Source organism: Shewanella sp. SNU WT4, assembly GCF_006494715.1.
GTDB lineage: Bacteria > Pseudomonadota > Gammaproteobacteria > Enterobacterales > Shewanellaceae > Shewanella.
Genome location: NZ_CP041151.1, coordinates 2,773,507 through 2,799,032 on the forward strand (window position 1 = coordinate 2,773,507; position 25,526 = coordinate 2,799,032).

General features: G+C 45.7%; 26 protein-coding genes. 5 read left to right on the forward strand and 21 right to left on the reverse strand.

Translation table 11 applies throughout. The features are described 5' to 3' along the window. The first annotated feature begins 57 nt into the window (after window positions 1-57). Complete coding sequence (locus FJQ87_RS12440; RefSeq protein WP_140932898.1) at window positions 58-702, forward strand: bifunctional 4-hydroxy-2-oxoglutarate aldolase/2-dehydro-3-deoxy-phosphogluconate aldolase; 645 nt, start codon at window positions 58-60, stop codon at window positions 700-702. A gap of 134 nt (window positions 703-836) precedes the next feature. Here the strand turns inward: FJQ87_RS12440 and FJQ87_RS12445 are convergent, their stop codons facing one another. From FJQ87_RS12445 to FJQ87_RS12490, 10 genes are all read right to left on the reverse strand, one after another. Then, entirely contained in the window at window positions 837-1,100 is a 264-nt protein-coding gene (locus FJQ87_RS12445) for a hypothetical protein (RefSeq protein WP_140932899.1), read from the reverse strand. A gap of 91 nt (window positions 1,101-1,191) precedes the next feature. Beyond that, window positions 1,192-2,682, reverse strand: coding sequence for a hypothetical protein (locus tag FJQ87_RS12450; protein WP_140934106.1), 1,491 nt, complete (start codon window positions 2,680-2,682; stop codon window positions 1,192-1,194). Window positions 2,683-2,964: 282 nt separating this feature from the next. Further along, complete coding sequence (locus tag FJQ87_RS12455; RefSeq protein WP_140934107.1) at window positions 2,965-3,369, reverse strand: NUDIX domain-containing protein; 405 nt, start codon at window positions 3,367-3,369, stop codon at window positions 2,965-2,967. 119 nt (window positions 3,370-3,488) lie between these two features. Next, entirely contained in the window at window positions 3,489-5,270 is a 1,782-nt protein-coding gene (gene phaC, locus FJQ87_RS12460) for a class I poly(R)-hydroxyalkanoic acid synthase (RefSeq protein ID WP_140932900.1), read from the reverse strand. A 50-nt stretch (window positions 5,271-5,320) separates the two neighbouring features. After that, on the reverse strand, window positions 5,321-5,668 hold the full coding sequence (locus FJQ87_RS12465; RefSeq protein WP_140932901.1) for a phasin family protein: 348 nt from the start codon (window positions 5,666-5,668) through the stop codon (window positions 5,321-5,323). A 31-nt stretch (window positions 5,669-5,699) separates the two neighbouring features. After that, on the reverse strand, window positions 5,700-6,905 hold the full coding sequence (locus FJQ87_RS12470) for an acetyl-CoA C-acetyltransferase (RefSeq protein ID WP_140932902.1): 1,206 nt from the start codon (window positions 6,903-6,905) through the stop codon (window positions 5,700-5,702). A 12-nt stretch (window positions 6,906-6,917) separates the two neighbouring features. Continuing rightward, entirely contained in the window at window positions 6,918-7,658 is a 741-nt protein-coding gene (locus FJQ87_RS12475) for an SDR family oxidoreductase (protein WP_140932903.1), read from the reverse strand. A gap of 465 nt (window positions 7,659-8,123) precedes the next feature. Continuing rightward, a complete protein-coding gene (locus FJQ87_RS12480) occupies window positions 8,124-10,082 on the reverse strand; it encodes a RecQ family ATP-dependent DNA helicase (RefSeq protein ID WP_140932904.1) in 1,959 nt (652 codons plus the stop codon). Between the two features lie 234 nt (window positions 10,083-10,316). Continuing rightward, window positions 10,317-11,075 (reverse strand): class I SAM-dependent methyltransferase, encoded by a 759-nt coding sequence (locus FJQ87_RS12485; protein ID WP_140934108.1) that lies wholly within the window; start codon window positions 11,073-11,075, stop codon window positions 10,317-10,319. 210 nt (window positions 11,076-11,285) lie between these two features. Continuing rightward, window positions 11,286-11,651 (reverse strand): GFA family protein, encoded by a 366-nt coding sequence (locus tag FJQ87_RS12490; RefSeq protein ID WP_140932905.1) that lies wholly within the window; start codon window positions 11,649-11,651, stop codon window positions 11,286-11,288. Window positions 11,652-11,715: 64 nt separating this feature from the next. Here FJQ87_RS12490 and FJQ87_RS12495 point away from each other — a divergent pair, with 64 nt between their 5' ends. Then, window positions 11,716-13,143 (forward strand): IS4 family transposase, encoded by a 1,428-nt coding sequence (locus FJQ87_RS12495; protein ID WP_140932906.1) that lies wholly within the window; start codon window positions 11,716-11,718, stop codon window positions 13,141-13,143. Between the two features lie 213 nt (window positions 13,144-13,356). Here FJQ87_RS12495 and FJQ87_RS12500 read toward each other — a convergent pair whose 3' ends face one another. Further along, entirely contained in the window at window positions 13,357-13,728 is a 372-nt protein-coding gene (locus tag FJQ87_RS12500; protein WP_140932907.1) for a DUF3192 domain-containing protein, read from the reverse strand. Between the two features lie 345 nt (window positions 13,729-14,073). On the opposite strand from FJQ87_RS12500, the gene umuD reads away from it, so the two are divergent. Continuing rightward, a complete protein-coding gene (umuD, locus tag FJQ87_RS12505; RefSeq protein ID WP_140932908.1) occupies window positions 14,074-14,478 on the forward strand; it encodes a translesion error-prone DNA polymerase V autoproteolytic subunit in 405 nt (134 codons plus the stop codon). Beyond that, window positions 14,466-15,722 carry a Y-family DNA polymerase gene (locus tag FJQ87_RS12510; protein ID WP_140932909.1) on the forward strand — a complete coding sequence of 419 codons (1,257 nt, stop codon included), beginning with the start codon at window positions 14,466-14,468 and terminating at the stop codon, window positions 15,720-15,722. The genes umuD and FJQ87_RS12510 overlap by 13 nt, the downstream gene beginning before the upstream one ends. Window positions 15,723-16,005: 283 nt before the next feature. Here the strand turns inward: FJQ87_RS12510 and gltS are convergent, their stop codons facing one another. From gltS to cobB, 5 genes are all read right to left on the reverse strand, one after another. Next, complete coding sequence (gene gltS / locus FJQ87_RS12515; protein WP_140932910.1) at window positions 16,006-17,232, reverse strand: sodium/glutamate symporter; 1,227 nt, start codon at window positions 17,230-17,232, stop codon at window positions 16,006-16,008. Between the two features lie 596 nt (window positions 17,233-17,828). Then, a complete protein-coding gene (locus tag FJQ87_RS12520; protein WP_140932911.1) occupies window positions 17,829-18,437 on the reverse strand; it encodes a hypothetical protein in 609 nt (202 codons plus the stop codon). A 193-nt stretch (window positions 18,438-18,630) separates the two neighbouring features. Continuing rightward, window positions 18,631-19,011, reverse strand: coding sequence for a VOC family protein (locus tag FJQ87_RS12525; protein ID WP_140932912.1), 381 nt, complete (start codon window positions 19,009-19,011; stop codon window positions 18,631-18,633). A gap of 75 nt (window positions 19,012-19,086) precedes the next feature. Beyond that, a complete protein-coding gene (locus tag FJQ87_RS12530) occupies window positions 19,087-19,578 on the reverse strand; it encodes an AAA family ATPase (RefSeq protein ID WP_140932913.1) in 492 nt (163 codons plus the stop codon). Between the two features lie 46 nt (window positions 19,579-19,624). Next, window positions 19,625-20,347, reverse strand: coding sequence for a Sir2 family NAD+-dependent deacetylase (gene cobB / locus FJQ87_RS12535; RefSeq protein WP_140932914.1), 723 nt, complete (start codon window positions 20,345-20,347; stop codon window positions 19,625-19,627). A 235-nt stretch (window positions 20,348-20,582) separates the two neighbouring features. Here cobB and fur point away from each other — a divergent pair, with 235 nt between their 5' ends. Then, a complete protein-coding gene (gene fur, locus FJQ87_RS12540) occupies window positions 20,583-21,014 on the forward strand; it encodes a ferric iron uptake transcriptional regulator (protein WP_140932915.1) in 432 nt (143 codons plus the stop codon). A 130-nt stretch (window positions 21,015-21,144) separates the two neighbouring features. Here fur and FJQ87_RS12545 read toward each other — a convergent pair whose 3' ends face one another. The 5 genes from FJQ87_RS12545 to sucC form a co-directional block, all read right to left on the reverse strand. Further along, window positions 21,145-21,711, reverse strand: a complete 567-nt coding sequence (locus tag FJQ87_RS12545) for a hypothetical protein (protein WP_168195191.1) — start codon at window positions 21,709-21,711, stop codon at window positions 21,145-21,147. Window positions 21,712-21,960: 249 nt separating this feature from the next. Beyond that, the gene (locus FJQ87_RS12550; RefSeq protein WP_140932917.1) at window positions 21,961-22,476 is read right to left on the reverse strand and encodes a GNAT family N-acetyltransferase; all 516 of its coding nucleotides are present in this window, start codon (window positions 22,474-22,476) and stop codon (window positions 21,961-21,963) included. A 15-nt stretch (window positions 22,477-22,491) separates the two neighbouring features. Next, entirely contained in the window at window positions 22,492-23,391 is a 900-nt protein-coding gene (locus tag FJQ87_RS12555; protein ID WP_140932918.1) for an AEC family transporter, read from the reverse strand. Between the two features lie 55 nt (window positions 23,392-23,446). Continuing rightward, on the reverse strand, window positions 23,447-24,319 hold the full coding sequence (gene sucD, locus FJQ87_RS12560; protein WP_140932919.1) for a succinate--CoA ligase subunit alpha: 873 nt from the start codon (window positions 24,317-24,319) through the stop codon (window positions 23,447-23,449). After that, entirely contained in the window at window positions 24,319-25,485 is a 1,167-nt protein-coding gene (gene sucC / locus FJQ87_RS12565) for an ADP-forming succinate--CoA ligase subunit beta (protein WP_140932920.1), read from the reverse strand. Before sucC ends, sucD begins: the two co-directional genes overlap by 1 nt. Window positions 25,486-25,526: the final 41 nt, after the last annotated feature.

Genomic DNA, 25,526 nt, shown 5'->3' on the forward strand with positions numbered 1-25,526 from the left:
TTGAGCCGGTGCACCTTATTAAATACACAGTATTGAATGAAAGATTAAGGAAAGACAATGCAACAATTAATACAGCAAATGAGCGAATTACAAGTTATTCCAGTCATCGCCATTGAAGATGCCCAAGATATCATTCCATTAGCTAAGGCACTGTATGATAACGGCTTACCTGTGGCAGAAATTACCTTTAGATCCGATGCTGCGGTTGAAGCGATAGCGCTGCTGCGCGCCGCTTATCCAGATATGTTAATTGGTGCTGGTACCATTTTAACTGCCGAGCAAGCGCAAGCCGCTAAAGATGCTGGTGCTACTTTTGCTGTATCTCCAGGGTTAAACCCAAATACAGTTAAAGCCTGCCAAGCCATAGATTTGCCTATCATTCCAGGCATAAACAATCCAAGCAGTATTGAGCAAGCGTTAGAGCTTGGTTTAACCGCCCTAAAATTCTTCCCAGCAGAAGCCTCTGGCGGCGTTAACATGCTGAAATCATTACTCGGGCCATTTAAGCAACTTAGCATCATGCCTTCGGGTGGCATTAATGCCAATAACATTAATGACTATCTCAAGATAGATAATGTAGTGGCGTGCGGCAGTTCATGGATTGTCGATAGTCAGTTAATCGCGAACAAGAATTGGGATGAAATTGGGCGTTTGACTCGCACTTTAGTGGCATCACTGCCCACTAAAGCCTTAGCGGCCTAAGCATTTATCTAGTTCTAGACTCAGATACGCCTTATTCACGGCTGCAGGCGAGTAAAACCAATTGACGCTCCTCGGAGCGTCAATTTTTTAAGTGTTAATGAGCCATAGCCGCTTCAACACCATTAACATAGCGATTAATTACAAGGCACAGCTTTACGCAAACTGTCTTTAGTCCAAATAATTTGCCCATCCGGGGTAGTACCATCTTCTTTCCACAGCTCGCGAGTTTGTAAGCAATAAGAACCCGCGTCTGTCACAGTGGCTTCTGGATCGTTAGGCTTAGTCGCACCAATGAATAAAAAATCGGCTTGAGTTACCGAGTAAGCGGGGGCAATCGCTTTGCTTGAGCAAGCCGACAAACACAGCACTATGCCGCACGATAACAACACTTTGTACATACAATTCCTCTCCCATTAAGCAACGCCGTCATTGGCTACGCGACTATAACATAGCGCTCCATTTTTGATCGACAGTTGTTAACTAAAATTGTTACATATAGGCTTTGGTAAAAGCTTGCTGTGATTGCTTAATATAACTGCGGGCATTTTTGGCGTGTTGCTCCCACACAGAGCGATCATGAGGATCGGTGAACGGGTTTTGCTCCGCGGCAATCGAGCGTTCAAAGCGGTCGTAAAAGGTCAGCATGGCCGAGGTTATCTGATTAAAGCGCTCTTTGAACTCTTGAAACTCTTCCATTTTTTCCGTGGTTTTAACCATGTATTGCACTAATTCAGCATTATTGTTGGCCGCCAACAGCGCTTCTGCCCGCGCACTAATATTAGCGCTAGCGTCATTCATCACCTGCAATCTGGCCACCTCATCTTTACTCATGACTTTACTGTAATTTTCAGGCGTCCTGGCAATGCTGGCATGCTGCAAATAGCTACGCAGCTGCTTATCTAAATCTTTGCGAAAACTATCTAGATTCTTTTGCATGCTAACTAAATCATTATCTAAGGCGGTGACTAATTGCAGCTCTTGCTCAATTTCTGTCATAAAGCGCTCGGCCTGTTGATAAATTTTCAAGCCATTGTCTCTGGCAAACTTTTTATCACTGCGATTTAAATCGCCATTTTCATAGTTAGAGCGGTCAAAGGTCGCGGCTAAAAACGATTTGAACGGTTCAGCAAATGCGGAATAAGCGCCAGCACTGACCACATTTAAGGTGGCAGTGGCTAAGTCACCAAAGGGTTTAACCATAGAGGTTAAGCGCGCCTGCTGAATGGGTGACGCCACCCTTTTGGCATCCAACAATACCGACCTAAAGGTGTTGTATCCCAATGGGTTGGACATTTTGTTGCGCTCAGATGTGGCGAGCACAAAGGTAATGCTGGAATAAATGGCATTGGCGTATTCAAGGTATTGTCTATGGCTTTCAAGCATGGCCGCGTAGTTTTTGCCTAAGGTGCGAAATGACTCGCTCTGGACATCATAGTTTTTATCTTGTTTAAGCTGCTCTAAAATGCCGCCAATGATTTTTTGCTCATTTTTTTGCAACGCAATATCTAAGCTAATTTTATCTAAGCTCAAGTCATCAAGGCTCAAAGGGCCATTGATGGCCTCAATATCCAGACGAATATATTTACGGCTAGGTTCATCAATAGATACGCGGTGGGCTAAATAATCGCTACTGCCGGCCATCACATCGAGCAGTGCTACGTGTTGCCACTTAGCATCTAGGCTCAAGGTTGATGAAGTTAATACATTGATTTTATAGTGGCTGTTGCTAGTTTGCGGTTTAATCCAAAACTCTAACAAGCCAGCTTCTGCGATAGGCTCGCGGCTCACTATACTGCTGCTACCTTCCTGGCATAATAAGGCGCCCTCACCGCTACGCGCCTCTGCCCCATTAAATTGGCAGCCCATGATAAAAGCCCATGGCTGAGTTAACGGATTGCCTTCAAAATCACTGGCAAACACTAATTGATTCTTTTGCGCGTGAGCATGACTGCTCATCAATAGGCCAATGAATAGCCACATCGGCACGAATCCAAGCTTGCATTGCCCAAGTTGCATCAGCCTAATTAACGGCTTAGAAACTAACAGCAAACCACTGGCCGCTTTGGTGCCCATAATCGCCTCATATAAGTTAACTGCCAAATACATCAGCGCTGCGACGTTGAACTAGGCCTTCAGCCGATTAGTTAAAGCGCGCCATTTTTGTTAACAGATTAAACCAGATATGGGCATTAACAGCCATAGATTTTAACTTGAATGCAACGCCAATTGCGAGTCAATGGCCAAGGGTTATTAACACTCTGCCTAAAACTTGGCGCTCACGACTGTGCCAGTAAACGCTAAGCAGTCATAAATGCGCCGCTGCTGCACCGCTGACAAGCGACTGATAGCCTGAAACTCATAGTCAGTATGCTCACTACTTAATTGGATTATCGCGTCATCACTGAGCTCACAGCGAAAGATAAATGCCTGCGAATTAAAAGCACTATGGTAATACACCCCAGTTAACTGCTTGATGGTGACCTGACAACCAAGCTCTTCTAAGCATTCGCGCGCCAAGGCTTCATGGATAGTTTCCCCAGGTTCTAACGCACCGCCGGGTAAGCCCCAGGCTCTATCACCGTAATTAGCTTTAACCATTAACACGGCTAAGTCGGCGTTAGTGATCACCGCATGGCTGCTCAGCCTAAAGGTATCGTCAAATGCCATCATGCTCCTGTTAGCTGTTTAGATTGATATTAAAATGGCGGCCTCCAATAAATAAGGGCACCTAAGTGCCCTTATTTAGCGTGCTCCGTCTAGGTGCACTTGAATGCCATCTGGCGCAGCTATTGAGTTTCTTCTTCAATAATCGGCAGCGTTTGGCGTACATAATTGCCAGGCGCATCCATCAATGCAGGATACTCCACATGGCCGATAGCTCTAGCATCACACTCGGTTGCATCACTTTGCGCGGCTAACCAAGTATGCCAATGAGGCCACCACGATCCACCTTGACGCTCAGCCCCAGCTAACCAAGTTTCTGGATCGCTACTCATGTCGCTATTAGTCCAATAGCCATACTTATTTTTAGCGGGCGGATTAATGATGCCTGCAATATGGCCTGATTCACCTAATACGAAAGTGATATTGCCATTTAAGTTTTTGGCGCCGCGATAAGTGCCTTGCCATAACGCAATATGATCTTCACGGGTGGAGATAAAATAGCTTGGGATAGTGATTTTTGATAAATCAATATACACGCCACCCACTTTAACACCGCGTGGATCTATCAGTTTATTATTAAGATACAGCTCTCGTAACATGAAATTATGAGTCGGCGCCGCCACGTTGGTGCTGTCACTATTCCAGTACAAGAGATCAAACTCCATTGGGCTCTTACCTTTAAGATAATTCTCAATGTAATAATTCCAATAGAGGCTATTTTCTCTTAACAAACTGAAGGTAACACTTAAGCTGCGGCCATCACAGTAGCCTTTTTTCTGGGATTCCACCGCTAGCGCGCTAATCACAGGATCATTGATATAAGCGCCAATTTCGCCAGGCTGAGAGAAATCGAGCAAGGTAGTGAAAAAGCTCATGGACTTAATTCGCGCTTTCATACGTTTGGCGCGGTAATAAGCTTGAGTCATAGCAAGCACAGTACCGCCAATACAATAACCTGTGGCATTGACTTGATGCTCACCGGTTATAGTTTCAATCGCATTGATAGCTTCTACCACGCCATGGGTTACGTAATCTTCCATATTGACATGAGCCTGAGCTTTGCCTGGATTACGCCATGAAATTAAGAATACTGTTTGACCTTGATCCACCAGCCATTTGACCATGGAATTTTGTGGGGTCAAATCCATAATGTAATATTTATTCACAAACGGCGGCACGATCAACATAGGTGTGGAAGCCACCTTGTCCGTGGTCGCTTGATATTGCAGTAATTCAAATAATTCGTTACGCATCACCACTTTGCCAGTCGTAGTCGCAACATCGCGGCCGACTTGGAAGGCGTGCTGGTTGGTCATGCGAATTTTCAGCACATCGGCACTGGCTTCAATATCTTCTTGCAGTGTGCGCAGGCCAGCGATTAAGTTTTCGCCATTTTTTTCTAAGGTCAGTTTCAGTAATTCAGGGTTAGATAAAATGAAATTACTTGGCGATAAGGCATTGATGGCTTGGCGACTAAAAAATGCCAAACGCTCTTTGGCACCACTTTCTAAGCCTGTGCTGTTTTCGATAGTGTCTAACCACATGCGGCTAAACAGCAGATAAGATTGTCGAATAAAACTAAACCAAGCTTCTTGCTGCCAATCAGGGTGTTTGAATCTGGCATCACTAGGATCGCTTGGGATCACTTCTTCAGCTTTGTCATTAAACGCCACTTGCTGCCAAATTTGCAGTTGTTGTTCAAACCACTGTAATTGGGTGAGTAACATTGACTCGGGTTGCTGGCTAGTATGGGTGGCAAATGCTTGCCAATCTTGGCTTCCGAGTTGTCCTAACGCCTGATTCAACGCTGATTCTGAGCTGGCTGGGCTTTGTTGCCATTGTTGCCAGAATGTCTGCTGTTGTTGCCATTGCTGCAGATATCCGGCGAAGGGAAAAGCAAACATATTCAATCTCCTGATGAAAATAGGGGCACAGCAAGCTGTGCCCACAGTAATTATGCGCCAGTAGCTTTTTTCACATTGGCACTAACCAGGCTGTCGAATTCTTGCTTAAATTCTTTGGCAATGGCTTGAGTTTGGTTGCTGTCGTCTTGCAATTGCTTTGATAACTTGTTTAACACGCTCATTTGCTGAGTGTTAAAGGCCATCAGACTAGTCACGTCTTTTACGTTGCTTGCCGCTTTCAGTTGCGTCAAGCCAAGCTCAGTGTAAGCTTGCATTGCATTCATTTGCAGCTTAGTCACTTGTTCAACATGATCAGCCAGAAGCAGATTAAAACGGTTAAAAGGAGCCAAAGTTTGCTCGGTTTGATCGCTGAACATCTTAAACATATCTGTGTACATAAGTTCTCCTAGAGTGAGTGAGGGTAAAGGATTAACAACGGCGTAAAATGAGGGCTGTCCCCATTCCACCGCCAATACAAAGTGATGCCAGACCATATTGACTCTGGCGCTTATGCATCTCGTGGATCAAGGTCACGACAATGCGATTTCCTGAGGCCCCTAATGGGTGCCCCAGCGCAATTGCGCCACCATTGACATTGGTACGTTCTAACAAGTGTTCAACGCTAAGTTGGTGCTGTCTGCCAAGCAGAGTCACAACCCCAAGGGCTTGCGCCGCAAAGGCTTCATTCAGTTCTAATAAATCGATATCACTTAAGGTCAATTGCGCTTTATTAAGTGCTTGGTTGACAGCATCCACAGGCCCCAATCCCATGACCGCAGGATCTAAACCAATTTGGGCATAGCTCACGACTTCAGCCAGCGGCTTGCAGCCTGAGGCCAGCATGGCTTTTTCAGACATAAGCACTACAGCGCTCGCGCCATCATTAAGACCCGATGCGTTACCCGCTGTGACTGTGCCCTCTTTCTCAAAAGCAGGTCTTAGTTTGGCTAAATCAGCCAACTCGCAGCCTTTTTTCGGGTATTCATCATCAGCAAATGACACGGTTTGACGTCTATCAACCACATCAAGCGCCACGATTTCATCAGCAAATCGGCCTGAATTGAGTGCAGCTTCAGCACGGTGCTGGCTCGATAGCGCATAGTTATCTTGCTGCTCACGGCTAATGCCTAATTCACGCACGATATTTTCAGCGGTCACGCCCATGTGGCATTGATTAAAGACATCAGTTAAACCGTCGGTGATCAATAAATCTTTAACGGTTAAGTTGCCCATCTTTTGGCCTTGACGCAGACTTGCTGGCGCGGCAAATGGGATTTGCGACATAGCTTCAGCGCCCGCGGCAACAACGACATCAGCATCACCACTGCGAATATGACTAGATGCATCCATAATGGCTTTCATGCCACTACCGCACACCATGTTAAGACTGTAGGCAGGTACTGACTGTGGAATACCTGCATCAAGAGATGCTTGACGGCCAGGTCCCATGCCTTGATCGGCGCCCATCACATTGCCCAAGATCACTTCTTGCACGCTAGTAGGGGCGATATTTTGACTTGCCAGCGCGCCGCGAATAGCGCCGCCCGCCAGTTTAGCTAACGACACATTGGCCAAGCGGCCACCAAAAGATCCAATGGCGGTGCGTTTCGCTGCCACGATATAAACTTTACTCATGCGACTAACTCCTTATTGCATGTACTGGCCGCCGTTCACCGACAAGGTTTCACCTGTGATATAGCCAGCTTCATCGCTGGCCAGAAATGCCACGCAAGCAGCAACTTCTTCAGGTTTAGCTAAACGCTTTAACGGGATTTGGGCAGTAATGCTATCAAGGACATCAGGCCGCAGCGCGGTCACCATTGGCGTGCCGGTATAACCTGGGGCAACCACGTTGACTGTTACACCAAAACGGGCAGCTTCTAACGCCAAAGACTTAGTAAAACCTATCATGCCCGCTTTTGCCGCGGCGTAATTGGTTTGACCATATTGGCCTTTGACACCATTAATGGAGGAAATATTGATAATGCGACCATTACCTTTTTCGCACATAGCGGCAAACAATGGGTGGGTCACATAGAACAAGCTATTGAGGTTAGTATCCATCACTTCCTGCCACTGCTCGACAGTCATTTTGGCAAATACTTTATCGCGGGTGATGCCAGCATTATTGACTAACAAATCTATCGTGCCTTCTTGCTGCATAACTTGTACCAAACGCTCTGAACACATGCGTGGGTCGTTAACATTCAGCTCCAACAATTGCACTTGATTGTCAGTAAATCCATGCTCTCTATGCCATTCTTGCGCTGATTCACGGTTACCAACCTGGTAGGTCGCAATCACTTTGTAATTTTGTGCTACCAATTTCAATGTAATGGCAGTACCAATGCCACCTTTTGCGCCTGTGACCAATGCAAGCTTACTCATGCTAACTCTCCTTTTAGCTAATTCGATGCAGATACTCTGCTGATGATTCGAACTTTGGGATCCAATCCTAATGACACTCTCTATATTTAAGCGCGCCTTGCGGTTACCTAATTTAAGCCGTTTGAATATCTAGTTTAAAGAGTAATGATATTTGTTATGCCAAAGCTTTCGCCTAGGCTGAGTTAACAAATAAACTGATTGTTATAGTGATATAAATAATAGGGATAATCACTCCAACTTTTGGATGATTTTTGGTCAACTTACAGGAATGATAATTCTCAAAAAAAGCAGTAAGGACTGTACCTGCTGTAATAAATACAACAGGTCGTTAAGATAAGGATGTTGGAGGTTGGATTTGGCCACTAGCCAAATCCTAAGTTTACGACCGGAAATAGATAACTAGAGGCTGATGGTTCGAGGGTTATGACCCGACGTTTATAAATTGAGATTTTTGGCTGTGATTTATCAATGACGCCAAGCGCCGAGCATAGCTCTAATGTCGGCAAACGGATAAGCGCCATATCGGCCAAAGCCAGGCATTTTACTGGCCTTTAATTGGCTTGTCAGTGGCGTGGCAATTCCGCATAAAAATCGTGCTATCGCCCCTGTGGTAAGCACCGTGTTGGCAAGTTGCGCCGCTAACACTAATGGCTGACAATCGCGCTCGATATCACTTAGCACTAACGGGGCTAATGGCGCAGGTGACGGTAACTGCGCAATCTCGCCGCGGCAAACCGAGCAATGACCGCAGTGCTGCGGCGCTTTAACATCGGCAAAATAATGCGCTAAACGCTGACTTAAACAGCGACTCGTGGCAAACAGATCCAACAAGGCATGCACTCGTTTAATTTCAGCCATTTCTTTAGTAATAAACAATTGATGCAATTGCTGCGCTAAGTGCTCAGCCTCACTTCCTTGGCAGCGAGCAAGTTGGTGCACCTGATACACTTCGGTCATCTGCTTACTTTCAAGCACTATCCACCCCTTGTCGGCAAAGTAATCAAGGGCGGTCACAGCGCGCGCGCGGATTGATTGGTTGATTTGCCATAAGGCATCAAAATCGACCGTATGCCAAGTGCGTGATTTTGGCGAAGCGCTGAACAAGGCTTCAACAAAGGCACGACGCTCACCGCTAAAATTGCTCATAATCGCCTCAACCGAGATTAAGGTCTTAAAGCGGTAATCAGCGAAATAACTGTATTTAGGCTCGATGACGCCTTGCAACTCTAAATACACTAACAAGGTTTTCAGCGGTAATTGCCTGACGTTAGTATCACGCGATAAGCGCGTCATCATCACTTCCCACTGCCCTTGCGCCCCTTGCTCGGCAATCTCTTTAATGACTGCGCTAATGGCCTCTACATCTGGGGTGTCACCATAGACAAAGTTTTCAAGCACATTGAGCCCTTGGCGATTAGCGAGCACTAGACAACGCGACAATTGACCATCGCGCCCAGCGCGGCCAATTTCTTGACTGTAATTCTCAATGGATTTTGGCAAGTCATAATGGATAACTGCGCGGATATCGGCCTTATCCACTCCCATACCAAAAGCGATAGTCGCCACTATGCAATCAAGCTGACCTTGCATAAAGCGGCTTTGAATATCTTGTCTAATGCCGCTGTCCATGCCGGCATGATAAGCGCTGGCATTTACCCCGGCTTGAATTAACGCCTTAGCCACAGTTTCAGCGGTTTGCTGCAAGGTGACGTAAACAATGCTGGCCTGTGTTGGCGCTTGTTGAAGCAGCTGGTGTAATTGCTGTAATTTATCGCTCTCATGACAAGGCAACACGGTAAAATCAAGATTTGGGCGATAGAATCCGGTGATCACTATGTCTGACGGCGCTATGTTAAATTTAGCGCTCATGTCCTTAATCACAGGTTCAGTGGCGGTGGCGGTTAGCAGTAATACTTGCGCGATATTAAGTTGTTGGCAGTACAAAGGCAGTTTTAAATAATCGGGGCGAAAATTATGGCCCCACTCAGAAATACAGTGAGCTTCATCCACCACCAGCAAAGACACGGGCACGCTTCCAATAAACTGACGAAAACGCTCATTTTTAAGGCGTTCCACCGAGATCATTAAAATCTTAATGTCCCCTTGTTTGACCGCCCGCATAATATCCCGTGACTCATCATAACTTTGTGATGAGTCAATCGAAGCCGCTGCTATGCCTTTCGCTTTAAGAAAATCGAGTTGGTCTTTCATCAAGGCTAACAGCGGCGAAATAACCAAAGTAAGATGTGGTAATTCCAGCGCTGGCAATTGATAGCATAAGGATTTACCCGAGCCGGTCGGAAAAATGGCGGCGCTTGAACGCCCGGCTAACAAGGTTTCAATCACTTGCTGCTGACCGTGACGCAAACTCGTAAAACCAAAGACGCGTTGCAGTGTCGCTAAATAATTAGGGGGGGTATTCATTATGGATCCAAAATGCCGGCGCAGTATTAAATCAAGAGTTTACACGCCTTAAGCTAAGTGGGCACGAGTTTGACTATGTTATCCGTTATGCCGCGGCTACAAGCCGCCCATAAAAATGTATGGTCCGCCTCTTTGATTGCCTCATCCCTAAGCTTAGCTTAGGGATGAGGCGGACCATCTAATTAAGCCCGCCGATAGGCGAGCTCTCAACCGTTAAGCTTTATTTTGTAGTCGTTATTTTTTGGTACACACAAACACGGCATTTCCAGACTCGCCATCCCAAGGGATGATGCAATCGAAATCATGCTCAAATATCTGCACCTCAAAATACGGTTCAAGTAACTCACTCAGCTCACCAAAGGTAGTTGCCACCATAGGATGCTGATCTTGCCAAGTTTCACTGATGCTGGTTTCAGTGGTGATTAATGGCGTGCGGCTAATTTTAAGGTGTAACGCTTGAGCATCACCCATGCCACTGTATTGCCAGCTAGACTCAAATTCAAACTGATGTTGCTCAAAGTCTGTGTGATGACGAATAAATAAGTTATTGTTTATTTTATCTTTATCAACGGAGTTAAAACAAAATACCCCACCATCATTGAGCGATGCATGCACTTTTTGAATACAGGCTAATAGTCGCTCGGTATTGCCGCTGTAATGAATGGAATATAAAAAACAGGTGATCAAATCTTGTGAGTGCTCAACGGTAAAATTTGTCATGTCTTGCACACTGAACTGCGCTTCTGGGCAACGCGCTATGGCCAAGTCAATCATAGGCTGATTAATGTCTAGGCCACTGGATTGATAGCCAAAATCAATAAAATGACGGATATGCGGCCCGGTGCCACACGCCAAATCTAAGTGCTGTTTACCTTGATTACCAAATAATTGATGCAAGCGGGCAATGCTATTACTTTGCGCGTGATAATTGATATCACAACACATTAAATCGTAATAACCGGATAAATCTGTATAAAGCGCATTGGTGGACATCATGACGAAATAGAGTGCTCAAGCCTCACTAGGGGCGCGCATCATATATCAGTTTACCTAGAACTAAAAATAGATTCGCAAGACCAAGAATAACGCCTAAGGGCCTCGCCGCATTAAGGCCGGCGGATATGGCTTATACGGGTTATCGCCCTCTAGCGGCCTTTTCTCACCATGGTTTTGACCCGCTGACTAAAGCTTTTTGCCAGAACACTAATGATCGTGCTGCGGCGCGCCGTCACTGATTGGATAATAATCGCCCTTCTCGGCCACAAAAATATGCTTACCGATAGTGATATGGGTTTTATCTTCGATAGCCCCCAAAGCCACGCCTATCCACTGATGTTTTTGAGTGTCTAGTGGGTCAAAAAACAAACTTGAGCCACAATGGCGGCAAAAGCCGCGCCGCACCTTAACTGACGATTGAAACCATTGCAGATGCTCAAGGCCGGTGATAGTCAAGGCACTGCGCGCCACTTCAGTGCTCGCCAATACATGACCCGTCCATTGCCGACATTGACGACAATGGCAAATATCGGCAGGCCCTAATTCTGTCTCTTCTACACAAATTATTAGCAAAAAATGGAACTTTCTTGACTGGCGATGATCAGATCATGCAAATTCACTCACTTCATCATTTTTAATGTCAATTTTTCACCCGAACAAATGGGCATATGATCACTTTCATCATGCTGAGCTAGGTGATAAACGACGAGCGGCAAGGTTAACCGTCGTCGCTGAACACATGGCGGTTGGCAGCGGTAAATCGGTTGCCAGATCTTGTAATGGTGAAGATGCCAAACTCGAAGGAGCCTATCGATTGATCCGCAATGATAATGTTAGCCCATCTATGATCAGAGCCGCCGGTTTTGCTCGCACCGCCCAAGCGATTGAAAATATAAATGAAATACTTGCTCTCGAAGACACGACAGCCCTGAGTTATAAGCACAGTGTGGCGTCTGAATTAGGGAAATTAGGCAAACCTACCGATAAGTCTCGTGGTTGGTGGGTTCATTCTGTCTTGCTACTGGATAGCCATACTTCTCGGACCTTGGGCTTGATCCACCAAGATTGGTGGTGTCGACCTGATAATCCCAACGAGGCCGATGAAAAAGAGAGCGGTAAATGGGCCGATGCATCCTATTTTACGCGGCAACGCTTGCAGGCTCACATGTCGCGAGTGATCTCAGTGTGTGATAGAGAAGCGGATATCATGCATTATTTATCGGATAAACAATCACATAGTGAACGGTTTGTGGTGCGGGCAAAACATGCAAGAAACCTAGTAGAATACGAGGCTAAGCTGTTTGAGCACATGGATAGTCATCCCGTTACCGGCGGATACACCATCGCCATCCCACAAAAAGGCATAAAGGAAGCCAGTGGGAAAAGCAAGAATCGTCCCTCGCGAACAGCCAAACTCACCCTCAAAGCCAGTGCGGTTAACATCAAACATAATCGTCAGCAGCATGCGATTAATGTGGTGTACGCACAAGAGCTCAATCCTCCCCAAGGTGAAGATGGACTATCTTGGATGCTACTGACCAGTGAGCCGATTGACACGTTGGCGCAGCAACTTCATGTGATTGATATTTATACCACTAGATGGCGCATTGAGGACTTTCATAAGGCGTGGAAAACCGGCGCGGGGGTTGAAAGGTTACGCATGACATCGCCAGACAACCTTGAGCGAGCGGCCTCGATACTTTGCTTTATTGGTGTGCGGCTACTGCAACTTCGGGAAGTGATGAGCCAGCCAATTTATCTGAGAAAAAGAGGGCAAATCGAAGCAGCGCAAAGCATGGAAAATCAAAGCTGCAGCAATGTCTTAGAGAATGATGAATGGCGAGTACTGATGCAGCTCTACAAGCCAAGGGGACATAAAGGCAAAGAAGCCCCAAATATGAAGTGGGCTTATCAATCCTTGGCCAAACTAGGAGGCTTTAATGATAGCAAGCGCACGGGAATGGCCAGCTGGTCCACGATTTGGGAGGGATGGGATGATCTTCAGGCTCAGGTAAAGGGGTATCGCTTAGCCAAAGCCCTATTTGAAGCCGGAGAAACGCTATGAGATCTGATCAAGAGACAGGCCCTAATTCGCCCTCAATACTAAAATGCACTTGTCCACATAAACACCGACCTTGATACATATTGCCTCACTTATTGGTTAACCTTGGTGTCCCGCCCTGCCTACTATGGCTACCACTACTCGCTAGGCAAGCCTTACGCGTCAGCATAATGGAATGAGTGAAGTGACTTACCATTTGCTGACCGACCACAGATATTAAAGCTTAGCGGTTGTCACTTGGCTATAGGCCGTATTACCCCAACCAATAAGGCTGCCATTATTAAACACTAACGGCGTGCATTCATCTAAGGTGGTTTTACCATCATCATGGCGCCTTTGGGTTCGATAAAATAACACTTCCACTTGCGCCGCGCCGTCAGGATAGGCTTCACTAAAATCCGGTGAGCCTAACATTTGTTTCACTACATCAAGCTTCATTCCCACGCCTAAATTAGCCACATGCTGCCGATTCAACTTTTCTTGTTTTTGCCAACCTGTGTCTTCATCACTACCGACGTTGATGACACAAGCACTTAAACTCACACTCAAGAGAGCAACTAAGACTAGTGGTGATTTTTGATGATTCATTATTGATATCCTTGAATAAATGGTTAATCGCAATAAAGAGAACATCAAATAGCAAATCTAATGCCAAAATTTAAACCACTGATTTTAAATGTAATTATTAAGCCCCCCAATCACCAGCCTTTAGACATTCACTACTTGGTGGTTTTAGTTACTTTGTGGTGAACAGCACAAAACCGCATTATCAACGCGCAGTTCATTTTTAAATTCAGCAATAAATTCAATTAATCGTGCTTATATTTATGATGACAATAACCTTGACCTTCATCCTTAAGCCTCGGGATTAACGCTTGCTATCTCTCTGTAAACTGCTAGCATAACACTGTATATAAAAACAGTTACTCTATTATGAAAATCATTCCTATCTTTGCTCGCGCTGGCATTACCGGCTTTGAAAGCCCAGCCGAAGAATACCGCCAACTAGGGCTTAAGCTCGATGAGTTACTCATTCAACATCCAAGTGCCACCTTTTTAGGCGTAGCCGCAGGTCACTCGATGGAAGGCTTTGGCATTTTCGATCGGGATATTTTAATTGTCGATCGCCACGTTAATGCCCAACACGGCGACATCATTGTTGCCAACTTTAACGGTGAATTTGTGTGTAAACAGCTAGATAAACAGCGGCGCATGTTGTTATCAGCGAATCTCGAATGTCAGCCCATGGAAATTCATCAGCACGATCAGTTTTCCATTGAAGGCGTGGTCACCCGTTCTATTCGTTGCCATCGGCCCTGCAAGCTATGTACGGACTAATTGATGCTAATGCGTTTTATTGCAGCGCTGAGCAAGTTTTTAATCCCGCATGGCGCAATAAGCCCATCATAGTGCTATCAAATAATGATGGTTGTGTGGTCGCGGCCAATCGCGCGGCGTTGAATGCGGGCATTAAAAAATTTGTGCCCTACTTTGAAGTGCGGGAATTGTGCCAAAAACAAGGTGTGATTGCCCTATCGTCCAACTACGAACTCTATAGCGATTTATCGAGCAAAATGATGCAAGTCATAGGCCGTTTCGCCCCTGAGCAATTCGTATACTCGATTGATGAATCCTTTGTATCTTTTAAGCGCAGTTACCCCGCCATTCCTTGCTTAACGACTCACGCCCAGCAAATTAGACGCACTGTCTGGAAGGAATGCCGCCTGCCCGTGTGTGTGGGTATAGCCCCAACGCTGACTTTAGCTAAAGTTGCCAATCATGCCGCGAAAAAACTTGAAGGCTATCACGGGGTATGCGTACTTGATAATGACCACCAACGACGGCAGATATTAACACAAATGGCAGCAGCCGATGTTTGGGGCATTGGTCGTCGCATCAGCAAACGCTTGGCATTAATGAATATCCACACAGCCTATCAACTGGCCAATATGCCCGCAGGTCTCGCCAAAAAGCAATTCAGTATTGAAATCGAACGCACTGTGCGTGAGCTCAACGGCGAGGAATGCAAACAATTTGCGACTGCCAGAGCCGATAAGCAGCAAATTTTTTCAACCCGTAGTATGGGTGAGCGCATCACAGCACTTGAGCCATTAAGACAAGCCTTATGTAAACACACAGCCATAGCGGCTGCCAAAGCTAGGCGTCAAGGTTCGCTATGTAAGGTCATGACTATTTTTGCAGCGAACTCTCCTTTTGATGATAAGCCCGTGAGTCTACACAGTACGATTCGCTTTACCTGCCCAACTCACTGCAGTGTCGAAATGACCCAAGCCGTGTTTAAAGCCGCCATTGAGCTTTTTCAGCCAGGCGTGCGTTATTACAAAATTGGCGTAGGTTTACTGGATTTGATTGATGAGCATCAAGTGCAATTAGATTTATTTAACCCACCTAAGCACAACCCAGCCCTAATGCAGGTATTGGATGGCCTTAATGGTCGATATGGCGCTGATACCTTATTTGTCGCCGCCCAAGGGATTAACCCTAAATGGGGAATGCGCAGGCAATTACTCAGCCCGCAGTACACCACCCGCTGGCAGGATATTCCAGTCATCAGCTGTTAATCAGTTAACTCTCTATAACTAAGCCTAACCGTCGTTATCACTTCGCCACCTTTAATTAGCGCAGTGTTACAAGCCATATTCACGAGCTACAAGCCATAGTCGCAAGCGACACGCCTAAAAAGCCCCCTCACGCATAATCGCGACCGCAAGACCCATTGCAGCAACACGCGTTTAATGAGCGCCAGCACAGCTTTAGCTTAGACAGCATGATGACATACGCCAGACTGCAAATGCCCTAAAACAAAACAGGGGCCTAAGCCCCTGCATTTATCTAGTATTGCGCTTATCCCAAGAAGGATAAATAAGCTTGCAATATGATGAGATTGACTATGTCGATGAAAAACGCGCCGACAATAGGCACCACCATAAAGGCTTGGGGTGATGGGCCATAACGATTAACGATTGAACCCATGTTCATTACCGCCGTAGGCGTTGCCCCTAAACCAAAACCACAATGACCACCAGCAATCACGGCCGCATCATAATTACGTCCCATCACTTTAAAGGTGACGAAGTAAGTAAATATGCCAATGAAAGCTGATTGCGCCGCCAAGATAATCAAAAATGGCACGGCTAAATCAAAAATATTCCATAATTTTAGGCTCATCAAGGCCATGGCTAAGAACAATGACAAGGACACTGTCCCTAAAATATCAATCGTTTCAGTATCTATGGTTTTGAGCTTAGTAACCTCAAACAGGTTAGTGATAATCACACCCATAAATAACGCATAAACAAAGTCAGGGATCATTAACCAGCCAATGTTAAAGCTAGCGACCCACTGCTCCATGTACTTAGCGCCATTGATACAAATCAATAGAATGAACAGCACTTCGATGACTTTTCTCGCCGTTACCTTATCTTCTTCGTACTCGTTATAAGTCACTACTTCAGGATGCTTAGTACGAATGCGTTCAGCGCTACCGTATTCAGATTCTAATTGATGCTTATCAATCAAGCGCTGCGCCACTGGGCTACCGATAATGCCACCTATGATTAAACCAAAGGTAGCTGATGCCATAGCGATTTCTAAGGTGTTATGCAGTCCATACACTTCTTCTAAGGTTTTAGCCCACGCAGCACCCGTGCCGTGGCCACCCGATAAGGTAATTGAACCAGCAATTAAGCCCATTAAGGGGTCAAGACCTAAGGCGGTGGCTAAAGACACACCTATGCCGTTTTGGATAATAATCAATAATGACGCTACGCCTAAAAACAAAAATACTTTGGCGCCGCCTTTGAGTAACTGAGTGTAATTAGCCGACAAACCGACTGTAGCAAAAAACATCAGCATAAAAGTCTTTTGTAATGGCAAATCGAAGCTTAAGTCTATGCCATTAAAATGAAGGGCTGTAATGATACAAGCCACAACTAATCCGCCCACTATGGGCTCAGGGATATTAAATTTCTTGAGAAAAGGTAATTTGACTTTAATCAGGTGCCCAATAAACAGCACACTGATGGCAATCATAAATGATTCAAGCGCACCAATGGAAAAAACATGGCTCATAGTTCCTCTCTTTTTTATGTGTTTGTACTAGCTCATCCTCCTTGACGATCTAATAACGACGACATCCATATTCACAATTCACTTACACTTTGGGTTAAACCAGCCAGCGGGCCTATCGCATCCCGCAACACTTCAGCAGAAACTAAAGAGGCACTTATGCAAACAGAATGTCAGCGCAATGACAATTTATCTCAGCGAAAATCAGGCGTTCGTCACAACCCAAGAAAATAAACATGTCAAATAGACCAATAAAATAGTAGTCAAGCATAAAAATGAATACTTTGGATTGAGCATTATGAAGAAATAACAATCACTTAATTGTAGGATATTTAAACAATATGATGTACTGCAATAGAAAGACAGCTAAGACAAATATGAATAAAACTCAAAATAGATAACATAAACAACACAATTGCGGTGAGTGGTTGTAATTAAATAATGATGCCTTTAGTGGTCGCCAACCAACCTCCACCCATAGGTATAACTTTTAGGGTATTTCAGCGCTCATTCACGGCCCAAATAATCGCCAGCAATGCCATCATGCCATGTCACCTCAGGCCTTCACCACTTGGCTAACTACACGCCTAATTAGACGCCTATCTCGCTCCTTCACTATATAAGTGAGAGTACTGTTTACGGTGGCAATTGAACAGATATTGACGCAGCAACTGCGCATGGTCACCTTCAGAGCGAATTTTAAGCACATTGACGCCACCAATATCAGTTCTAACTGATTCGACGGGTAAATCAAGGCGTGAGCCTGATGGCAATAACAGATGAATAAAGCGCGAATGACACACATCATAGCTATCACTAGCATGTAAGGTGCGCACAGCTAAACCTGTACTAGATAGAGATAACACTTCAAGGGGCATAAAATTGCGCTCGCTATACGCAACCAATTCACCGGCTTGGGTCAAGCGCCAGCTGCGTTCAATGCCCTGAACGTCAATCACTTCAGGAACACCTAAACGCGGTTTAAATTGGCCTAACTCGTCGGCATCTAACTGTAATGGAAACCACAGTTTATAAGGACCAATTTCAGCCAGTAACGTGAGGGAGGCTTGCGCAAATACCGCCGATATCCCTTTAGGAATGTCCGCCAAAATCATAGGAATGGAGGTCGATTTACTATCATCATCGATAGCAAACAACTCACTAAAACATGCAAGTTCTTCGTTAGAAAAACTATGGTTAACTGTCACAACCGTCTCCGCTCGCCATTAAAAATATCGAGACTAAGCTAGCATAGGAATCTGTAACATTCAATTAACCATGGTTTTGAAAAATAAACAGTAACAACGCCCGTTGCCTACACTAAAACGGACGCGTTATTGCTTAGGATTAAGTGACCACCTAACACTCAAGGGTTAAGATCAAACTCAAATCAAAATGACATTAGCCTTGGCGATATAAGGCACATAATTTATTGCCATCGGGATCGCGTAAATACGCTAGGCATAGAGGTCCAAACGGGGTTTCACGCATTCCAGGAGGCTCTTCACAAGAAGTGCCACCATTAGCAACGCCTGCTGCGTGCCACGCATGCACTGCCTCAACCGAGGTTGCACTAAAACCTATGGTACTGCCATTGCCATGACACGCCTTGTCACCATTAATTGGCTTAGTGATAGCAAACACCCCATTGTCATTACGATACACGCAGCGGCCTTTATCATCGATATGACCTGCGCCATAACCTAAGGTCGCAAACACGGCATCGTAAAACTTTTTTGAAAGCTTGATATCGTTAGCACCCAACATAATATGACTGAACATAACATCTCCTTGTGTATCGTTGATCAGGGGTTAAATAGCAATGAAGGCTTAGCTTACTCGCGATGAGCAAACCATTCATTCATCGGCTTGAAATTGGCGCGCCATACGCTCAATGTCTGCCAAGCTTACACCATGGCGATTACGCTCGGCACACACTTGTTGATGCGCTTTATCCATGGGATTGCCGATTAACACAGTGCGCACTTGATAACCTAAGGCGCGAGCGGCAGTATCATAAGCCATATATTCCCACTGGGCTAAGTTAGTGTTATCACAAATCACAGTCCCTTGCTGTTTGGCCAAGGCCATAATGAACTGGGTGAGATTTCGTTGATGATACTCAGCTAACTTAGTGCGATTAAAGCGATACACGCCATTGGTGATAAAATAACTGTCGGTCGAACACAGGCCATAGTGGCGAATAAACTCAGCCATTGCTGGTGATTGGGCGGCAATAAATGCCTCAACCCAATAAGATTTACCACTGCCTGGCAGGCCGCGCATAATAATCGCAATACGTGGCAGAGCAGTATCCTCTGGCGGCTTAAGAATATCGGTCAATCTCATTACTTACATCCATCACTAATCATGCAAAATACCAACGCAGCGATGATTAGTCATGAGCTATGGATTGTCCAGCTAAAATAGCGTTCACCAGTGCAGGTACGCGCTCACTTGCCTTGCCTTGCCAATGGTATTGAAACTGGCAATGAGGATCCCGCGGCGCCAAATTCACATTCACGGTTAACGCGCCCACTTGATTGGCGATATCCACAAAACCGGCGGCGGGATAGACAGAGCCAGAAGTGCCAATCGCAATAAACACATCACACTGACTAAGGGCCTGATGGATTTTATCCATACCTATAGGCATCTCACCAAACCACACTACATGCGGGCGCAATTTTTGCGCTGGGATACAACAAGTACACACATTGTCGGGCCCTAAAGCTTCGGTCAGCATAAATGTCTGCTGGCTACGCGGACAGCGCCCTTTACTTAATTCACCATGCATATGCAGTAACTTACGACTGCCGCCCTTCTCATGGAGATTGTCGATATTTTGAGTCACCAAAAACAACTCCACTTGCTGTGACTGCTCAAGAGTTGCCAGCGCCACATGGGCCGCATTGGCACTAATGCCCTCATTAATGAGCTGTTGCCAGCGGGCATTATAAAAATCTTCCACTAATGTAGGGTTTGCCGCGTAACCTTCAGGGGTCGCGACATCCTCAATGGGATGCGATTCCCACAAGCCGTCCTCATCCCGAAAGGTTTTTACTCCAGACTCCGCGGAAATCCCCGCGCCAGTCAAAATAACTATGCGTTGATACATAGGCCATTCCTTCGATGCTAACCAATAAAATCCACTATCAGTATGCCGCGAATAGCGCCAATTGAACAATGCCACCTAAGTCGCAGAGCCCATTATCCAGAGCCAGCTTAAGCGCGCCTTCAAGGAATCATGGATAAAAGAATAACAAAGGTTTAAGTTTGCAGGCCAAGCACATATAATGGCGAGCATACATGACAAATGAGCCTTTTTCGGTTCTGCAATCAAGAGATTTATAATGACAGATGGAAATTTAGCGCTGAAGAAAGCGGGTCTTAAAATCACCCTGCCACGTGTCAAGATCCTGGAATTGATGCAAGCACCAGAAAATCAACACATCAGTGCCGAAGATCTCTATAAAAAGTTATTAGAAATTGGCGAAGAAATTGGTTTAGCCACTGTCTATCGTGTACTGAACCAATTTGATGATGCCGGCATAGTAACGCGTCATCACTTTGAAAGTGGCAAGGCAGTATTTGAATTATCCAGCCAACATCATCATGATCATCTCGTGTGTCTGACTTGCGGCAAAGTTATTGAATTTTCTGATGAAATGATTGAGCGTCGTCAACACGAGATCGCTACTAAGCATAATATTAAGCTGACTAACCACAGCTTATACTTATACGGCGTATGCACTAACGATGAGTGCGATCATGCCGACAGCTAAGCAAGCATCTAGCCACTAGACGCTCGCGAACGCAGTCACTAAAAAGCCCTACTCTTAGGGCTTTTTTCGTTTTTGAAACTATCACCCTTGGACTCATAGCGGTGGCGGCAAGATTTATTAGCAGTACATATCAGCTTTGGCGCAAAGCACGCTTAATGTCTGATATTGACGGATCCCCCGCATAAGGCTGCCATTTGCGCTCAGACGCATCATCACCATAAACCGTACGCAGGCGATATTCGCCGTCGCGGTATTCAAGCACTCGCACATTACCCTTAGGGGTTTGAAAGTAATTGGGCGCATTACCTAACACCAAAAAAGCATGATCTCCAGGCCCTGGCAATTCGCGACTTTGAGTGATGAGCTTAGCGACACCTTGGTTAGGATTGCTGCATTTAACATGGGTGTGCACCACAAACTTGACCTCACGAGTATCAAGCTCAAAGCTGCAACTGTGATTGTTGCATTGAGTAGGCAAAATCACGCTGCCATCATGCATAATCGCTCGGGCTTGTTCTTGGCGCTTATTAGGTTTGAAACTCGCCAAAATTGCCATAGCTTGTTTATCCATAGCCGGAGTGGCTACCACGTTAGCCGCAATGGCGCTGTTAAGTGATTTACGCTGAAATCCGGACGCCAAAATTTGAAAACTGGAAAAAACTATCCCTGTCACCAGTAGAAAGACTGCTATTTGCATATTTTCTTGGTGAATCTGTCTGTATTAAAAGGGCGCGAATTGTAGAGGTGAAACGCTGCACTGTCTGTGATATAGATCAGCGTTAGCTAATGTAAGTAGCAGGGATTTGGATGATGGCTGTAGATCGGGTGGGACACATTTTTTATCTAGCTGATAAGAAACAGCTTTGAGTGCGATTATAAATCTAACAAAAAGCCCTAATGCTAGGGCTTTTTGTTGCAGTAATTAAAAGGTGTTATCAAGCCGTCTTTATGATGAGCTATCTAAGCGCTTATAAAACTGATTCACCTTATGCCCCATAAAGTCTTGTTGTTGCTGCAAGGTCATGCCGATATGCTTGGCAACGCGCTCAGAGCCTATATTGCCGGGCAAAATCAAGGCGATAAGCTCCTTAATTTTAAAGCGCGGATGACAAATATCCGCTACCGCTTTGGCAGCTTCGGTACCTATGCCCTGCCCCCAATATTCGGGAAAATAACGATAACCAATTTCTACCTGTTCAAATTCGGGTAAGTATTTGGGGCCACAAAAACCTATCACCTCACCGCTGTCTTTAAGCTCCACCGCCCAGCGGCCAAAGCCGTGTTTGCGATAGTCAGCATACACCACATGCTTAAGCAGGCTTTCAGCCTGAGCAATGTCAGTAAAAGGAACCGTAGGAATATAGGTAAGCATTTCAGTGCGGGCATTCATCATAAATAAGGCTTCAATATCGGCTTCATTAAATTGGCGAATGATCAGGCGTTCACTGGTGGTCACTAACATATCTTAGGCTCCGAGCTAAGTGAGTAAAGATAACCAAGATGCCACAGACAAGGCCGATAAACCACTAGAAATCACTACGCTGCTAGCGGTGATATCTGCGTCTTGTTGTAATTTCACCGCGATTAAGTAGGCATTAACCCCAAGTGGTGAAGCGGCTAATAACACAGTCACAGCAATATCAAGTTCACTTAACCCCAAGGCGTGGCCACAAGCAAACACCATGGCAGGTAACAGCAGTAATTTAACTAAGGCTAAACCAAGCGCGGGCACCCAACTGGTGTTTAGGCGGTAATAATGTAAATTTGCGCCAAGCACAAATAAGGCGCAGGTAATGGCTGGGGTTGCCAGCATAGATAATGACGCCTTCGCCACACTTGGCATAGGCACAGCCAAAACATTGGCCAGTAAGCCTAAACCAATACTTAAGATCACTGGATTTACGAATAAATCCTTAAGCGCTTGCCTGCGCCCCCCTTGCCCGCCAAACGCCAAGGTTAAACTAAATAAGATGGCGCTATGAAAGGTGATGATAATAAACACCCGCGCCATTTGTGCCTCACCAAAGGCGGCCACTATCACAGGTAATCCCACTAATAAACAATTGGAATAACTGCCACTTAACGCCATCACAGCACACTTGGCCCAAGGGCGCTGTAAATACCAATGGCCAAAAGCCAGCACCACTAAAAAACAACTCACTACTGGGATATAAAACGCGAGCAATACAGTAGCATTTAAGCTTTGTGATAATGGTACTTGCCACATAGTGCTAAACAGCAAAGCGGGAATACACAAATAAAAAGCAAACTGACTAATACCATTGATTTGCTCGCGGCTAAACCACTGACTGCGACTTGCACCATAGCCAAGAATGGCAATCACTAACAATGGCGCAATAATAGAAACAACCGACATTATGATAAAACCCAATAAAAAAGGCGCCCGCAGGCGCCTAATTAACGATTAAGACTTACCAACCAGTACGTTGACGTAAGGCTTTGCCGATATCGGCTAATGAGCGCACGGTAGTAACACCAGCCGCTTCTAACGCTGCAAACTTGTCAGCTGCTGTGCCTTTACCGCCAGCGATAATAGCGCCAGCATGACCCATACGCTTACCTGCTGGTGCAGTAACACCGGCAATGTAAGACACCACAGGCTTAGTCACGTGAGCTTTAATATAAGCCGCAGCTTCTTCTTCTGCAGTACCACCAATTTCACCAATCATCACAATGGCTTCGGTTTTAGGGTCGTTTTGGAACATTTCCAATACGTCGATAAAGTTAGTACCTGGAATTGGGTCGCCGCCAATACCTACGCACGTTGACTGACCAAAACCTTCATCGGTAGTTTGCTTTACCGCTTCATAGGTTAAGGTGCCTGAGCGCGATACAATACCGACTTTACCTGGCTTATGAATGTGACCAGGCATAATACCAATCTTACATTCACCGGGAGTAATAACGCCTGGGCAGTTAGGGCCAATCATGCGCACGCCCGTTTCTTCCAGCTTCACTTTAACGTCCAGCATATCTAATGTTGGAATGCCTTCAGTGATACACACAATTAATTCAATACCTGAATCAATGGCTTCTAAAATGGCATCTTTACAATATGGCGCTGGAACATAGATAACTGACGCAGTCGCGCCAGTAGCCGCTACCGCATCTTTAACGGTATTAAAGACTGGCAGACCTAAATGGGTTTGACCGCCTTTACCAGGAGACACACCGCCTACCATCTGAGTGCCGTAAGCAATCGCTTGCTCAGAGTGGAAAGTACCTTGGCCGCCAGTAAAACCCTGACAGATCACCTTGGTATTTTTATTAATTAATACAGACATTATTTGCCCTCCGCAGCGTTAACTACTTGCTGAGCCGCGTCAGTCAGACTGGTCGCTGCAATGATATCAAGACCCGATTCGGCTAACACACCACGGCCTAATTCGGCATTGGTACCTTCTAAACGAACCACAACCGGTACTTTCACGCCCACTTCTTTCACTGCGCCGATAATACCTTCAGCAATCATGTCACAACGCACGATACCGCCGAAAATGTTTACCAGAACCGCTTTAACGTTAGAGTCAGATAAGATGATCTTAAAAGCTTCAGCTACGCGCTCTTTCGTCGCGCCGCCGCCCACATCTAAGAAGTTAGCTGGCTTGCCGCCGTGCAGGTTAACCATGTCCATGGTACCCATAGCTAAACCGGCGCCGTTAACCATACAGCCGACGTTACCATCTAATGCCACATAGTTAAGTTCAAACTTAGCCGCATGAGCTTCACGGGCGTCATCTTGTGATGGGTCGTGCATGTCACGGATTTTTGGTTGACGGAACAGAGCGTTACCATCAATACCAATTTTACCGTCTAAGCAATGCAGATTACCGTCAGTGGTAATGACTAATGGGTTGATTTCTAACAAAGCGAAATCATAACGGCTGAACATGTCAGCTAAACCCATGAAAATTTTAGTGAACTGCTTCATTTGGGTTGGATTTAATCCAAGTTTGAAGCCAAGGTCACGCGCTTGGAAAGCTTGAGCGCCTACCAGCGGATCGATAATGGCTTTGTGGATCAGTTCAGGTGTCTCTTCAGCCACCTTTTCAATATCCACACCACCTTCAGTTGATGCCATAAACACCACACGGCGGCTAGCACGGTCAACTACCGCGCCTAAATACAGCTCGTTGGCAATATCGGTGCAGCTTTCAACTAAAATTTTAGCCACTGGCTGACCCGCTTCATCAGTCTGATAAGTGACTAGGTTACGACCTAACCAATGCTCAGCAAAAGCGCGGATTTCTTCTTTATCGCCAGTCACTTTCACGCCACCAGCCTTACCGCGGCCACCAGCATGAACTTGACACTTAACTACCCACACTTTGCCACCTATGTGACCTGCGGCTTCAACAGCTTGCTGAGGAGTGTCACAAGCAACACCTTCAGAGACTGGCAGGCCGTACTCGGCAAACAGGGCTTTCGCCTGATACTCATGCAAATTCATGATGCTCTATCCATATACGTCTTATCAATTCCAATCACTCA

Coding starts and splice junctions, on each gene's coding strand:
- FJQ87_RS12545 (WP_168195191.1), bottom strand. CDS start 21,711: ATGCAAATAGCAGTCTTTCTACTGGTGACAGGGATAGTTTTTTCCAGT.
- umuD (WP_140932908.1), top strand. CDS start 14,074: ATGAAAATCATTCCTATCTTTGCTCGCGCTGGCATTACCGGCTTTGAA.
- FJQ87_RS12525 (WP_140932912.1), bottom strand. CDS start 19,011: ATGTTCAGTCATATTATGTTGGGTGCTAACGATATCAAGCTTTCAAAA.
- FJQ87_RS12555 (WP_140932918.1), bottom strand. CDS start 23,391: ATGTCGGTTGTTTCTATTATTGCGCCATTGTTAGTGATTGCCATTCTT.
- sucC (WP_140932920.1), bottom strand. CDS start 25,485: ATGAATTTGCATGAGTATCAGGCGAAAGCCCTGTTTGCCGAGTACGGC.
- FJQ87_RS12445 (WP_140932899.1), bottom strand. CDS start 1,100: ATGTACAAAGTGTTGTTATCGTGCGGCATAGTGCTGTGTTTGTCGGCT.
- FJQ87_RS12440 (WP_140932898.1), top strand. CDS start 58: ATGCAACAATTAATACAGCAAATGAGCGAATTACAAGTTATTCCAGTC.
- gltS (WP_140932910.1), bottom strand. CDS start 17,232: ATGAGCCATGTTTTTTCCATTGGTGCGCTTGAATCATTTATGATTGCC.
- FJQ87_RS12485 (WP_140934108.1), bottom strand. CDS start 11,075: ATGTCCACCAATGCGCTTTATACAGATTTATCCGGTTATTACGATTTA.
- FJQ87_RS12450 (WP_140934106.1), bottom strand. CDS start 2,682: ATGTGGCTATTCATTGGCCTATTGATGAGCAGTCATGCTCACGCGCAA.
- FJQ87_RS12470 (WP_140932902.1), bottom strand. CDS start 6,905: ATGAGTAAAGTTTATATCGTGGCAGCGAAACGCACCGCCATTGGATCT.
- FJQ87_RS12480 (WP_140932904.1), bottom strand. CDS start 10,082: ATGAATACCCCCCCTAATTATTTAGCGACACTGCAACGCGTCTTTGGT.
- FJQ87_RS12550 (WP_140932917.1), bottom strand. CDS start 22,476: ATGTTAGTGACCACCAGTGAACGCCTGATCATTCGCCAATTTAATGAA.
- FJQ87_RS12475 (WP_140932903.1), bottom strand. CDS start 7,658: ATGAGTAAGCTTGCATTGGTCACAGGCGCAAAAGGTGGCATTGGTACT.
- phaC (WP_140932900.1), bottom strand. CDS start 5,270: ATGTTTGCTTTTCCCTTCGCCGGATATCTGCAGCAATGGCAACAACAG.
- sucD (WP_140932919.1), bottom strand. CDS start 24,319: ATGTCTGTATTAATTAATAAAAATACCAAGGTGATCTGTCAGGGTTTT.
- FJQ87_RS12455 (WP_140934107.1), bottom strand. CDS start 3,369: ATGGCATTTGACGATACCTTTAGGCTGAGCAGCCATGCGGTGATCACT.
- fur (WP_140932915.1), top strand. CDS start 20,583: ATGACAGATGGAAATTTAGCGCTGAAGAAAGCGGGTCTTAAAATCACC.
- FJQ87_RS12500 (WP_140932907.1), bottom strand. CDS start 13,728: ATGAATCATCAAAAATCACCACTAGTCTTAGTTGCTCTCTTGAGTGTG.
- FJQ87_RS12530 (WP_140932913.1), bottom strand. CDS start 19,578: ATGAGATTGACCGATATTCTTAAGCCGCCAGAGGATACTGCTCTGCCA.
- FJQ87_RS12510 (WP_140932909.1), top strand. CDS start 14,466: ATGTACGGACTAATTGATGCTAATGCGTTTTATTGCAGCGCTGAGCAA.
- FJQ87_RS12495 (WP_140932906.1), top strand. CDS start 11,716: ATGTCAATTTTTCACCCGAACAAATGGGCATATGATCACTTTCATCAT.
- cobB (WP_140932914.1), bottom strand. CDS start 20,347: ATGTATCAACGCATAGTTATTTTGACTGGCGCGGGGATTTCCGCGGAG.
- FJQ87_RS12465 (WP_140932901.1), bottom strand. CDS start 5,668: ATGTACACAGATATGTTTAAGATGTTCAGCGATCAAACCGAGCAAACT.